Origin of the sequence: Bartonella sp. B10834G3 (genome assembly GCF_016102505.1) — a bacterium.
Lineage (GTDB): Bacteria > Pseudomonadota > Alphaproteobacteria > Rhizobiales > Rhizobiaceae > Bartonella > Bartonella choladocola.
Map to the genome: position 1 here is coordinate 303,755 of NZ_JACFOM010000001.1, position 12,686 is coordinate 316,440.

Sequence of the window (12,686 nt, forward strand, 5' to 3'; positions counted from 1 at the left end):
CCGGTTTCAAGTAAGGTTAGTCCTAACGCTTCAAATTGACAATAACATCCATTACTTCCGACCCCGTCTGGAACACTTTCGAGTTCGCAGTATAATTGCGCTGGGCTTCGATCATGTCTGTCAATTCATCACCGATATCGGCGTTTGACTCTTCCAACATACCACTTCTCAAAACGCCGAATGTACCTTCACCCGGATGACCAAATGTCTGCCCGCCAGCTTCCGGTACTGCCTGGAATACTGTTCCGGTAAGAGGAATAAGTGAGTCAGGCGCTGTCACTGTGGAAAGGCCAACGGTGCCGATTGTTCTTATCTGACTATTACTATAGCTGACCTGTATTTCGCCGTTTGTTCCAAAACTGAAGCCTTTATAAGTACCGGGGGCGTAACCATCTGCTTCGGCATCGAATGTGAAGTTGGCACCAATCTGTGTCAAACTTGTTCTCCCATCTTTATCCGGATTATAAAGATTAACCATTGTAGAAAAAGTTGTTACATTATTAGTACCTGCCTCTTTATTAACATTAGGCACGTCAAGACCAATTTTTGTGTCGAGATTGGGCTTAACAATGGTATTACCTTTGGAGTCAACAAGGCCTGCCAGATTTCCGTCTTTATCAAATTTAAGGCCAGTTATTACAGTTTGCGGTTTTCCGTCAGGTCCTAAAATGGTTTTCCCTTTTTGATCTTTAGTTGCCAAGGCTATACTCGTATCTCCAACATAGGTTTTTATTTCCCATGTATTATCATCTGTTTTTGTAAAATAAAAATCAACGTCTACAGCTGTGCCTTGTTCATCGTAAATTGTTTTAGATTTTTTAAAATTATAAGTGTCTTCCTTTTTGGGATCAAAATCTACTTTATTCTCGCCTGTTCTTTTGATTGCTTTTTTATCCGCCTGTAAGTTGGCGGTCAGGTTGATATTCTCGGTCACTTTACCTTGCATCAATTCACCCGCGCCACCTTTAATCATGACACGTTTGCCGGTTTCATCCAGCAGATAAAATCCTGCTGCATTTTGCAAATAGCCTTGACCATTTCTTTGGAAAGAACCGGCACGGGTTAGATACTCGGTTCCGGATTCATCTTGAACACGGAAAAAACCGTTACCTTCAAGCATGATATCGCCCGGTTTTCCTGTACCGCGCCCCGCACCCTGCATAGAAATATCATGGCGAACAGTTGTCGTGACACCACCGGACTGATAAGCATTACGTGTTGATGGCATAACCAGATCGGAAAACTGGGTATCCGTCCGTTTGTAGCCAGCCGTACTAACGTTAGCGACGTTATCTGCAACACCTGTCAGTCTGTTTGCCTGTGCGTTCATTCCTGCAACGCCGGTACGCATCATACCGTAAATACCCATTGTTATCTCCTTGAGTTGAGAACCATAGTTGCAACATAGAAGTGTTTCCTTGCGCGAAGCTGGCGTTATTACAGTTTTGAAGCAAGTTAGCTGATTGTTGGTGTCAAACCTGCCCATCAAAATGCTGCACTGAACCCGTTTTCCGGTTCAAATCAAACTGGCAACTCGAAACCAAGAATAGAACGCTGATCGGCTCATGTGTTTTTAACTTTATCAACCGACTGAACAGTAAAATAAAATGATACGAACGAGCAGAATTTCAAAGCACCGGTCTCAAGAAAAAGGTTTACAAATTTGTCCTTATAAAGCCCAAAAAAAAGCCTGCGAAAACGCAGGCTTAAATCGCGTGGAGTTGCGATAAATTAATCAATATTCAAACTATAACCAAGAAAGCGCTTTGAATCGATAACATCGGTTCCAAGTTTTGCTTTCAATTTTTTACGCAATTTACTGATGTGGCTCTCGACAACGTTTTCTTCAACATCTGTGTCAAAGACACCATAAATTGCATTGAAAATCTGTGTTTTGTTTACACGCCGACCGTGATTGGCAACCAGATATTCAAGAATGCGACGTTCGCGACGGGGAAGGACAAAGTCTACACCATTGATCTTGGGATCGCGTCCGTCATTGAATACACTGATTGGCCCAAGAACAACTGCAGCATCCGATTTACGGATCTCGCCCCCCATGCGACGGCGAATTGCCGCAACACGAGCCAGAATTTCACGGACATGAATGGGTTTACGAAGTACGTCGTCAATTCCGGCCTGAAACAAAGCCAAGGTCTGTTCAAGGGAATTGTTTTCGGTAACAGCCAGTACGGGCGCGTCGCAGTGAGCACGAATTTTCTTTGGCAATTCGATACGATCTTTACAATCGCCAAGAAGAATCGCTTCGACTGCTGACATTTCCGATTTGGGGGCAGTTTCTACCCAATCATCAAAATCGGCAGATGATAAACCTGTTGCCGAGATGCCCTCCCGTGCGAACAAGGCAGAATAACCATCCGTCACCAGCTTACGTTCGTCTACAACTATTATCATGTCCCTATTCCTAATAAACGTCCTTACCAAATTCTGAAATTCCAGAACTTATTCTTAACAAGGACTTTTCTTTAAAATATCTTTCACCACGAAAATTACAAGTCGTTTTTAACTTTTCTTGCCGAGAATCTGCCATATTTTCCCAAAATTAGACTTCCTTTTTAACAATTTGCCGTTTCCGACAATTATTTTTTATATAAAAATCGTTTATTTTCATATACTTAGTTATAGTCAAGCACGTTAACCATAAAATTTAACCATGCTTATTAAAACGTCGTTTACAGTTCTCCACGACAAAACTGGCGCGAGGCTTGCGTCCATTTTCCGAAACCGGAAGCAATCATGTTTGCCATGACCTGACAGACATAACGCTTCTGTGCGGGATTATTATTCGGGCCGGCATGGTAACGGGCAACTGCCATGGTCCAACTTCCCTCACGTTGCCTTAATTCCTTAAGGAATCGCGCGGCATAATCGACATTGAGATGGGGCTGGAACATGGCTGCTACCGAGGGAAAGCGCTCTCCATGATAATAGTGGTTGATCTGCATACAACCGACATCAATCAGTTTTGCTCCGCGACGTTTTGCCTCATAAAAGATACGCAATGCTTGCGACTCATTTTGTGCAAAAACCGCTTTTCCATCAATATTAAGCGCATAGGGTTGAAGTGAGTCTTTGTTGCCGGTTTCGGTAAGCCCCACGGCATAAAGAATTCCTAACGGAATATCATACCGTTTTGAAGCTTCAATCATTTCACCTTCACAAGCATTACCGGCAAAGGCTGTAGCCACAATCGGCGAATTAAACAACCAGACGGCGAGGATTGCGAACAGTACGTTCTTCACGGCCGCCTTCTTCCTGCAAGGGAGTGCCGGTAACCGGAAACTCGGTAAATGTCTGCCTTGACCCATTGTGCCCACCTTGTCCCTGCTGTCCGGAGAATTGCCGCTGCTGTCCGTTAAAATTCTGACCGCCATTATCCTGCTGCGACATTGATTGACCCGAATTGGTCGATTGTCCCTGTTGGACTGTTTGTGAACTTCTGTCGACGACCATAATTGTCAGGCGCCCGTCATCATTAAAACCGGATTTTTCCAGTGCTTTATGCAAAGCATGGTGATCTGCGGCAAGAAGGCGTGCTGTTTCTTGTCGTTCAGCATGGATTTCGATATGCAGCCCATCACTTGTTTTGCGCAATCGTGCCTCGACCATGCCAAGATTTTCCGGATTAAGTTTGATACGGAGAACACGTAAATCACCGACTTGCCTATTTTCAGTTACCTCGACGCCGGTAATGCGCCCCAATTGTGTTTGATCTACCCCCTTCGGATTGGTCGTGGCTACTCTGTCGCCGATATTCAATGTCGAACCAGCCTGAGATTTTTCGGCCATATCTTCAAAATTTACCTGCTGTGAACCATTGACCGACGTTTGGTTGATATTGTTCTGTGTACGTCTCTCGCCGTTCAGTTTGCGTCCGGATACGGAACGGTCAGCACGGCTATCTGCCACTTCCGGAACAGCGTCATCCAGCCGGTTTCGAGTTTTACCGTCATTTTCAAGCGTAAATTCCGATTGTCCACGATCATCATCATTGCCGGTTGAAAGGTCGGCCTTGCCCGCCAGTTTTCCATCGCCCTTGAATTTACCAAATGCTTCTGTTGCCCTTCCTTCCAACCCTGAAATTTGAGTTGCATCAGCATGGACTTCGTTTTTGTTACCATTCTGTTCTACGGCTGTAAGACGAAAATCCGTTCCATTTTTCACTGCCGGATCCGCAGTATTGTCTGAAGGATTTACCGCATTGTTTGACGAAACTACGGTTTTGTCAGTTGTTTGCGCTTGATTTATATCACCTGTCGTTTTATCTCCGCCAAGTGAATTGGTGTCGTTCGTGTGGTTATCCTGATTGACAACTATGTGGTCAACCGTTGCCAATTGGCCAATGTCAGAGCCATGAGAATTTCCGGTGTTTTCTTGGCTGTTGCCGTCAACATCGTCCGATTTTTCATTTTTGCCCTTGGACGAATGCACTTTGTCTTTGGAAATAATTCCATTTAAACCGGATTGGTCGCGCTCTTCATCGTTTTTCAAATTCAAACCGGCGGCGTTTTTTTCTATTGATGAAGCGGCTTTTTGTTCATCCATCTGTTGAAGAATATCGTGAATAGCCGAAGTCGAATGGTCTTCCCGATCATCCGCTTCATGCTGAACAGATGTCTTCGCATTTTCTTGCTGTTTTTGCGGTTTATCGGACACACTGTTTTTTGCTTGTGAAGCGTTTTGTTTGGCAACCTCGTTTAAACGCCCCTTATCATTGTTGGCATTCTTGTCAGTTGCAAGTTCGTCATTGGCAGCCTTGTCAGTCGAGACTTTATCGTTAGTAACTTTATCGGCATAGAATTTATCCGGATATGCTTTGTCCGATAAGGATTTATCAGACGCAACCTTTGCCGATTGCCTGTCGGTATCTTTCAAAGTTGCAGACCGGTCACCCTCATTTTTATGCAAGATCTCATCAAAACTTGCTTGCGATGATTGATCGGATTGAGCCGATTTTTTATTGTCGGCTTTCGGTTGGGTGTTGGCTGCAATAATGTTCGTAAAATCCCCCGAAATCACCATCATTTTTTCTCCAATAGTTTGTCTACATCGTCAATTTTCTTTTGAGTCTGCTGCATGAATTGATCAATTTCAGTGGCTGTTTTTTTCTCGTCTGCTTGTCCCGAAGAACTGGCCGTTGGCATTGGCAATGATTCTGCCGGTTTTTTCCCCACTTGATCGACGGGGACACCAACCGCTTCTTTCAAAGTTGATTGATCGTCAGTATCTTCATCTTCGTCTTGCTGTTTGGGTAAAATATTGGTGTCAAGCACAACACCTTTCGCAACAGCTTTTGCTGCCATTAATAATGGCCTATCTTTTTCCGGAAGACTGTTGACAGAAATCATTTTTAACATTTCGGCCGCGTCTTCGGCTGCGGTCGTGCCGGCAGAACTTGCTGCATAATAGAGGCGTGCGGAAGAATCATCGACATTGAGATTATGCGCAAGATCAAGAGCTTTTTCTGCACCGAAATGGGCGCGCGGCATGCGCGCTTCGATCAATGCCGTACGACTGACTTTCAAATAAATAACCAACTGGATTGCGGCCGGTGCATAGCCTACAAAATCACTCAATTGCTGATCGTCCAGACGATTGTCCATCGCCGGTAGCGACGTTGCAAATTCCCGCCAGAATTCGTTGGCATAAGGCGATTTTGAAAACCGTGTTACGTAATTTCTCGTAAGTAGCTGAAACAGTTTTATATCGCCAATCATTGTTGCAACTTTTAACTGCCGACGTATTGCGGCTTCCTCGAACAATGACCCCGGAGCAACCAGTCTTACCCAGTTCAACCGCTCGGATGCTTTTTCCGGATCTGCGTCTGCAATATCCGTGACGGTGCTCAAAGTAATAGAAAGTAAGAGTGCCGCCGGAGCTTCGTCATCATTTTCAGGTAATTCGTCGAAAGCTTTCAGAAACCTGTCTTTCCTGTGATGGGCATAGGCGAGCGCACCAACAACATAATTTTTAGGAATAACTCCATCAGGAGCATTCTTGAGAATTGTTTCGACAACATTGGGATTTCCGCCATTAAAAAGATAGGTCAAGGCGGCAAAGAGATTTTGCGGGTTTTCCCATATGGAAGGATCCTCGCTCAGCATTTTCTGGCCAATATCGGCAAGCACACGCGGTTGCATTTGCAGCGCTCCCGGTTGACCACTTGCAATATCATCTTGCAGACTTTCCAATGAACGAACGAGTTGAACCGGACCAAGTGCGGAAGACTCGCTCATTTGCGCTTCAAGCGGAGATACAACAGTCAAAGGAACAGCAATTCCGGCACAGCACATTATTTTGAAAAAACGCTTCATCATTGTTTTTTCTCCACATTATTTGTGCCATTGGCCTTTTCACTGTCGGTATTGTTGTTTTTTTCTTCCGTCTCTCCTTGTGGCAAGCGCATGAATATTTCTATACGGCGATTTTCTGCGGCATATGGGTCGGCCTTATTCTTGAGTTCGCGGTCGGCATAACCCTCGACACGCAAAACGCGTTTTTCATCGAGCCCGCCGCGTACCAACATATAATAAGCCATTTGTGCACGCGAGCTTGATAATTGCCAATTGTCATAAGTCGCATTTCTATAGGGACGTGAATCCGTATGTCCTGCAATCACAACCTCGCCCTTTTTATTTTGCAAAATTTTTGCAACACCGGCCAGAAGATCAACCACTTTTTTATCCGGTTTGGCCGAACCGATGGCAAACATTCCGTAATGAGCCTGATCCATCAGTTCTATTGCAACGCCATCCTTGACCGTGACAACTCGAACCATAGGTTGTTGGGTACTTTTTGTATCCGTGATAAGCTTGCTAAGCTCGCCAGAAATTTCACGTACAACTTGTGGCAGAGATTTATCTTTTGCCGCTTCCTGGGGCGTTTCAGCCTTACTGAGCTCAACAGCCTGTTCCGGAGACTGCGCAGGATTTTCTACTTTTTCAGTTGCATTTCCGGACTTGCCCTTATCGGCAGTCGACTGGCCAGCCGTCTGCGCTTCCCCATTTACCCCGTTTTGCGGTTTATTCTGGTTAGCCGTATCTGTATTTTGCGGTGGTAAAGTCTCTTGTGCAGCCTGCATCGGTTTACCTTCATTACCTGCCACCGTCGGTTCACCTGTCTTAGGGGGCAAAGTGACACCCGGCTGACTCGGTAAATTGGGGTCACGCCCGCCGGAATTCTGGCTCGGACCGCCATCAGCTTCGGCTATTTCATGGGAAGCATTTTTGGTCCAATAATCCGGTGAAAAGGGATCGCGATAGGCTGTGCCTTCGCTTGCCCCTTTTTGTGACCCACCTTCAGCGTTACCACCCGTCCCTTTTTCAGGAGGTTCGGTTGCCGCATCATGTTCGGCAATTTTATCGAGCTCTTCATAAGGCTCGTTCATCATTTTTTGCTGTTCGGCACTGCTCTGGTTTTCGCTTTTTTCTTTTCCAACAGGTTCACCATGAGCTTCGTTACCCGACTTTTTATCGTTATCCCCGACAGCATCATTATCCTGAATACCCTTCGGATTTGTACGGCGATCAACCAGTTTGATAGGGTTGAAATAACTGGCGACAGCAGCTTTGGTTTCTTCGTTTGCAGCGTTGATAAGCCACATAACAAGGAAGAAGGCCATCATCGATGTCATAAAGTCGGCATATGCGACTTCCCATGCTCCACCATGATGTTCGCCTTCGCCTTGTCCTCCACGACGAACGATAATGATTTCATTATGGGATTCGGGCGTATCTGTACTCATTGTACCAGCCCTTTCAATTCTTTCATCACGGGTTCAAGGCGTGTGGCAATTACCTGATCGCCAAGTTCGAGGCGAATGTCGCCGGCATCGGTGGGGCGCAAAACAAACTTTGTTTTGTCAAAATCGGGGCGTGCTTCCAACGCTTTCAACAAATCCTTATTGCCTTGAAGCACAAGCGGCTGTTTTGCCGATATTGCTTCTTTGGCAATGCGCTTGGCAAAATCGTTTAACGCTTCATCATGCATTTGTTCGCTAATAAAGCCCCCAAGAACTTTTGCAACATCTTTGCTTATATCTTCAAGTATGTTGTCAAAGCCTTGTTTCAAGTCATTATCCAGATTAGCCGCAACTTCGGCAATGGTTTTAACTTTGAGTTCATCCAATTCTTTTTCATGACTGGCAATAAGAGAAGCTTTTTCTTCTGCAAATTTTGCTTCCAGTTCGGCTTTTGTTTTTTCTACCGCTTCGTCAACCGCTTGTTTTCTCAGCTCTTCAGCATTGACTTTTGTCTCGGTTACAAGAGAAGCTTCATCAAAATGATCTGCCGGTTCACTTTCAGCATGGTTGAAATCCACCATCTGACCGGCTTCTTCTGCCGGTAAGGGATCATGAACCGGAACTTCCGCATCCATCGGCAGAACCTCTACTTCGGTATCCGGAATCTGGCGCGGAGCAAAATCACTCAAAAAATGGGAAAGCGAGGCCGCCTTCTTGTTATCCATTTCTGTATTGCTATTGTTCATTGCGCTTGTCATCTTTCACCTGAGGTTTTGTTTGTGGTCAAGCTGCCTGAGCAGGTGTCCCTTTATCGCTATCTTCCTGAACCCACTCGCGTAAGACATTTGCAAAACGGTCTTCATCCATTGAAATCATCTGGTCAAGCCGGTTCTGCGGTGGAACACGCATACGGCTACGTAAATCCTGTAGCCCGTCCTCGTCCGGTATCATATTACCATCAAACCCCTCGTTTTTGCTAGCTTCATTCGGCAAAGCAGGCATATTCTCCGGTCCTGCCAAAGCACTTTCATTATTGTCGGCAAGTGCAAGCTGGTTGCCGTGCATTTCACGCATAAGCGGGCGTACACCAAGAAACATGATAAGCAAAACTGCAATGACAAGAGCTGCACCGTTTACAAGACCGGATGTATATTTCGACAATGATTGCCAGATCGGTGTTGCAACCGGCTGCATGTTTGCGTCATCATTCGCGACGAAATCGACCGCCGTTACGTTAATAATGTCACCACGATCAGGATCGAGCCCCGAAGCTGTCGCAACCATTTGACGAATGCGGTTGACCTGATCGTCAACATAGTTGGCAGGTGCCGGTGCGTCCTTGTCGCTGGGTTTCAATCTGGACCGGTCAATGACAACGGCAACAGCCAGTTTCTTGACGTTGAACCCGTCGCTTACAGTAGAAATTGTTTTCGAGTTGATCTCGTAATTGGTTGTCTCTTCACGACGGTCTTTTTTGTCGGAAGAATTTTCACCCGAACCACCGGCAATTTCTTCTTGCGGGATATTCTGTTCAACCCCGACAGAACCGTTATTCCGGTTGTTTTGACTGTCCCCCTGATCGCGAACACTACGAACGGAACGTGCAACCTGCGAATCGGGATTATAAATCGTTTCGTTGGTCTGGCGACGATCGGTATCCAATGCAACCTGAACACTGGTCTGGAAATGATCCATACCAAGATAAGGTGCCAGTTGTTTACGGATATTCTCGTCAATCTGTGCGGCAACTTGCCGTTCGAGAGATGCCATCATGACCGGTGCGCCATTCATCGCGTCGGTTCCGGAAGCTAAAAGCTTACCGCTTGTATCAAGCACGGTAACCGAACTTGCCTCCAGCGAAGGAATGGCAGCAGCCACCAATTGGCGAATTGACTGGGCAGATTCAGCGGCAAAATTACCGTCTGTGCGAATAACAACCGAAGCCGAAGGTTTTTGATTGGCACGACGGAAAGAACCTTTATCCGGCAGAACAATATGAACTCTCGCCGCTTTGACACCCTGCACAGCTTGGATTGTGCGTGCAATCTCGCCTTCCAATGCGCGTTGACGGGTGATTTCCTGCATAAAAGAAGTCAGCCCCAGAGAGCCCATATTATCAAAAAGTTCATAGCCGGCATTGTTCGATGTCGGCAAACCTTTTTCAGCCAAAAACATACGTGCTTTTTCTGCTTGCCCTACGGGCACTTGAACAGATGTTCCGTCGGAAGAAACATCAAAAGCAATGCCTGCTTCACCTAATGCCATACCCATACGGTTCACGTCATCACGAGTAAGCCCGACATAGAGTGTCTCGTATGTCGGACGGGTCAGATAAAAGCTTGAGAACAGAATCGTACCGAATAGTGCAACTCCGACCAGCCCCAGAGCTATCAGACGTTTAGCGCCCAATTTGCCGAGGGCCGAGCCAATTGAAGAAAACAGAGCCAGTATTCTATCCATGTATCTCTACCGTATAAGTTGGGTAAAAACCCGTTGGTTTTCATCAAGGATATAAACTTTAAAAGCTGATATATCCCTAACTTTACTTTGCACCTTAGAGGCTGAAGCTTGCGCGAGGATGAACAACAGGAAAACGCCGGAACCACACTTTGTCTAAAGCGACTTTATGGTTAATATTATTGTTGCGGTCGGATTGACGTGATCCCCGCAACGTGGCAATTTTATTGTCCTGTGTAAAACAGCTATCAATAAACTTTATTGTCCTGTGTAAAGCAGTTATCAATAAAAGTGTAAACAAGGCCGCAACATAATTTTTAATGTTGTCTCAACGGGGGATGGCTAATTGTTGTAAATTAAAAGGATAATCAATGTACCGCTTATTTTTTACAGCCGCTTTGTGTCTGCCACTTATTGCTTGCGGCGGATCAAAAAAGACCTGTAGTTCAAAAGACATATTGGATGCCCTTCATGACAAATTGGTCATCGGGATGAACTACCAAATTGGGGTGGATGGATATTATGACGGGCAAAAGGCAAAAATTACTTTAACAGACCCTCGTACTATAGGACCAAGCGGTGATTTTATGCGCTGTTCAATCGCCATGAAATTGACCCACTATGTCGATCCCAAGACGAATGTCCGCTATCCCACGCCTTTGGAAAAAACTGTTCCTATGCCCTATTCCTTTAAAAACGTCGATGCAATGATTACACAAATAAACGTTGCCCGATAAATGTCGTCAACCTTGCCTGTCGCTATTACCAGTTGTGCCTCTTTTTGTACCGGCAAATTGGCGAAAATTATAACGGCAAATTAACGTAAATTGCACAGAAGATAGATTATCGGGTCGCGCAATTTATGTTGTTATTTAACGGAAAAAAATAGTTACGTGAAATTGCGTACCGCTGATAGAATATGTTTTGCCATAAAAAAAAGCCGCGTTCTTCACGCGGCCTTTTTAATTGATGAAGCAACTCCGGTTGCAAATGCAACCGGAAGAGCATGATTGCTATTATTGACGGAACAGCGACAAGATGTTCTGGCTGTTCTGGTTGGCAATCGACAAAGCCTGAATGCCCAATTGCTGTTGAACCTGCAAAGAAGCAAGGCGGGCAGATTCTGCATTCATATCGGCATCAACCAGTGAACCGACACCTTTATCAACGGCATCCATCAACTTGCTGACATAGTCGATCTGACCTGTAACCTGTGCCTTTGCAGCACCAAGTGTTGCACCGGCAGTAGTAACATTAGACGTTGCAGTCGTGACTTTGCCCTGAACAGCTTTCAGGATGTACTCCATCGTTTCCGCATCCGCAGACGAAAGATCTGTGTTTACGAAGTCACTAACCGTTATTTTTTCAGTGATCTTCGTAACCTCTGCTAATTTGCTCGCAGGATCCGCAGTGTTACCAGTCTTTGCTTTTTCTACCTCTGCTTTATAATCTCCAATTGCTGTCTTGAGAGCTCCCACATCAATAGCAGGTTTGGGCTGATGAGTAGTATCGTCTGTGCCATTATTGGTTTTTCCAAAAATGTCCTTCAGTTGACCTTGGCTCAAATCGAATGTGCCGTTAGCACCCTTGGTTGCAAAGTTGAGTTCTTTACCGCCAACGTCGATCATATCAACATAAACAGCCGTGCCTTCACGACGATAGGAACCGGCAATACGGACTGACTCACCATTATTACCAAGAATGTTCTTTTCAGCCAAAGATGCCGAATAAACAGCGGACTCGATATCATTCATATTGGCTTTGATATCAGCCTGAATCTTTTTAATGTCGCCTGACCCTTTTTGATAAGCCGTGGTCAAAGATTTCTGGATTTTATCAAGATATTCTTTCGATTTATCAATGGTTGCATTAGCAACATCAATCTGGCTTTTACCCAAAGCCATCGCATCGGAAACAGAACTTAATGCACTACGGTCGGATTTCATCATGGATGAAATTGACCAATAAGCGGTGTTGTCGGATGCTTCGTTAATACGCAAGCCCGTTGAAACACGGCGCTGCGTTGTGTCCATATTATCACCAATGGAACGCAGCGTTTGCAAAGCATTCATGGCGGATTGGTTGGTAAGTAGACTTGTACCCATAATAATTGTCCCTTCGGATTAGAATTTTACAGGGACATGCTGGCCAACCAGCGGGTGACAGAGCGGCTTCATGCCTATTAGCTTTACCGGTATTCTTTCAAATACCTCACTAACCTGTCACGACTTATATATAAGTTATATTTGTTTAATTGTAAATATAATTGTAAAATATTCCAATATCTCGTCTATGACCACACCGTTATTAAATTCATTGTTTTGTTTTTATTGATATTTTTTAAACTTTATCTAAAACTATAGTTAGTCGGCTTATGTTTTTGATTGGCTCTATACGCTGCAATAACAATCAGAATTTCACATAAAAAAGGCCGCGTCGGAAACGCGGCCTTTTTAATTGATGAAGC

The 12,686-nt window shown here is 45.0% G+C and carries 10 protein-coding genes; 1 reads left to right on the forward strand and 9 read right to left on the reverse strand.

All coding sequences use genetic code 11. The features are described 5' to 3' along the window. Positions 1-22: 22 nt before the first annotated feature. The 8 genes from H3S94_RS01290 to fliF all read right to left on the reverse strand — a co-directional run bounded on the left by H3S94_RS01290 (position 23) and on the right by fliF (position 10,222). On the reverse strand, positions 23-1,369 hold the full coding sequence (locus H3S94_RS01290; protein WP_198230694.1) for a flagellar hook protein FlgE: 1,347 nt from the start codon (positions 1,367-1,369) through the stop codon (positions 23-25). Between the two features lie 362 nt (positions 1,370-1,731). Then, positions 1,732-2,415, reverse strand: coding sequence for a response regulator transcription factor (locus H3S94_RS01295; protein ID WP_077991072.1), 684 nt, complete (start codon positions 2,413-2,415; stop codon positions 1,732-1,734). A 278-nt stretch (positions 2,416-2,693) separates the two neighbouring features. Further along, the gene (locus H3S94_RS01300) at positions 2,694-3,263 is read right to left on the reverse strand and encodes a transglycosylase SLT domain-containing protein (RefSeq protein WP_198230693.1); all 570 of its coding nucleotides are present in this window, start codon (positions 3,261-3,263) and stop codon (positions 2,694-2,696) included. Then, on the reverse strand, positions 3,220-5,046 hold the full coding sequence (locus H3S94_RS01305) for a flagellar hook-length control protein FliK (protein ID WP_198240064.1): 1,827 nt from the start codon (positions 5,044-5,046) through the stop codon (positions 3,220-3,222). The genes H3S94_RS01300 and H3S94_RS01305 overlap by 44 nt, the downstream gene beginning before the upstream one ends. Then, positions 5,043-6,338, reverse strand: coding sequence for a hypothetical protein (locus H3S94_RS01310; RefSeq protein WP_077991065.1), 1,296 nt, complete (start codon positions 6,336-6,338; stop codon positions 5,043-5,045). The genes H3S94_RS01305 and H3S94_RS01310 overlap by 4 nt, the downstream gene beginning before the upstream one ends. Then, positions 6,335-7,765 carry a MotB family protein gene (locus H3S94_RS01315; RefSeq protein WP_198230690.1) on the reverse strand — a complete coding sequence of 477 codons (1,431 nt, stop codon included), beginning with the start codon at positions 7,763-7,765 and terminating at the stop codon, positions 6,335-6,337. Before H3S94_RS01315 ends, H3S94_RS01310 begins: the two co-directional genes overlap by 4 nt. Further along, the gene (locus H3S94_RS01320) at positions 7,762-8,520 is read right to left on the reverse strand and encodes a hypothetical protein (RefSeq protein ID WP_198240065.1); all 759 of its coding nucleotides are present in this window, start codon (positions 8,518-8,520) and stop codon (positions 7,762-7,764) included. The genes H3S94_RS01315 and H3S94_RS01320 overlap by 4 nt, the downstream gene beginning before the upstream one ends. Positions 8,521-8,545: 25 nt before the next feature. Continuing rightward, complete coding sequence (gene fliF, locus H3S94_RS01325) at positions 8,546-10,222, reverse strand: flagellar basal-body MS-ring/collar protein FliF (protein WP_198230688.1); 1,677 nt, start codon at positions 10,220-10,222, stop codon at positions 8,546-8,548. A gap of 368 nt (positions 10,223-10,590) precedes the next feature. Here fliF and H3S94_RS01330 point away from each other — a divergent pair, with 368 nt between their 5' ends. Continuing rightward, positions 10,591-10,956, forward strand: coding sequence for a hypothetical protein (locus H3S94_RS01330; RefSeq protein WP_077991058.1), 366 nt, complete (start codon positions 10,591-10,593; stop codon positions 10,954-10,956). 279 nt (positions 10,957-11,235) lie between these two features. On the opposite strand, the gene H3S94_RS01335 is transcribed toward H3S94_RS01330, so the two are convergent. Next, complete coding sequence (locus tag H3S94_RS01335) at positions 11,236-12,324, reverse strand: flagellin (protein ID WP_198240066.1); 1,089 nt, start codon at positions 12,322-12,324, stop codon at positions 11,236-11,238. Positions 12,325-12,686 lie beyond the last annotated feature (362 nt).

Bases quoted from the DNA above. Each gene is read 5' to 3' on its own strand.
- H3S94_RS01320 (WP_198240065.1), bottom strand. From the start codon at position 8,520: ATGACAAGCGCAATGAACAATAGCAATACAGAAATGGATAACAAGAAG.
- H3S94_RS01310 (WP_077991065.1), bottom strand. From the start codon at position 6,338: ATGATGAAGCGTTTTTTCAAAATAATGTGCTGTGCCGGAATTGCTGTT.
- H3S94_RS01335 (WP_198240066.1), bottom strand. From the start codon at position 12,324: ATGGGTACAAGTCTACTTACCAACCAATCCGCCATGAATGCTTTGCAA.
- H3S94_RS01305 (WP_198240064.1), bottom strand. From the start codon at position 5,046: ATGATGGTGATTTCGGGGGATTTTACGAACATTATTGCAGCCAACACC.
- H3S94_RS01330 (WP_077991058.1), top strand. From the start codon at position 10,591: ATGTACCGCTTATTTTTTACAGCCGCTTTGTGTCTGCCACTTATTGCT.
- H3S94_RS01315 (WP_198230690.1), bottom strand. From the start codon at position 7,765: ATGAGTACAGATACGCCCGAATCCCATAATGAAATCATTATCGTTCGT.
- fliF (WP_198230688.1), bottom strand. From the start codon at position 10,222: ATGGATAGAATACTGGCTCTGTTTTCTTCAATTGGCTCGGCCCTCGGC.
- H3S94_RS01290 (WP_198230694.1), bottom strand. From the start codon at position 1,369: ATGGGTATTTACGGTATGATGCGTACCGGCGTTGCAGGAATGAACGCA.
- H3S94_RS01295 (WP_077991072.1), bottom strand. From the start codon at position 2,415: ATGATAATAGTTGTAGACGAACGTAAGCTGGTGACGGATGGTTATTCT.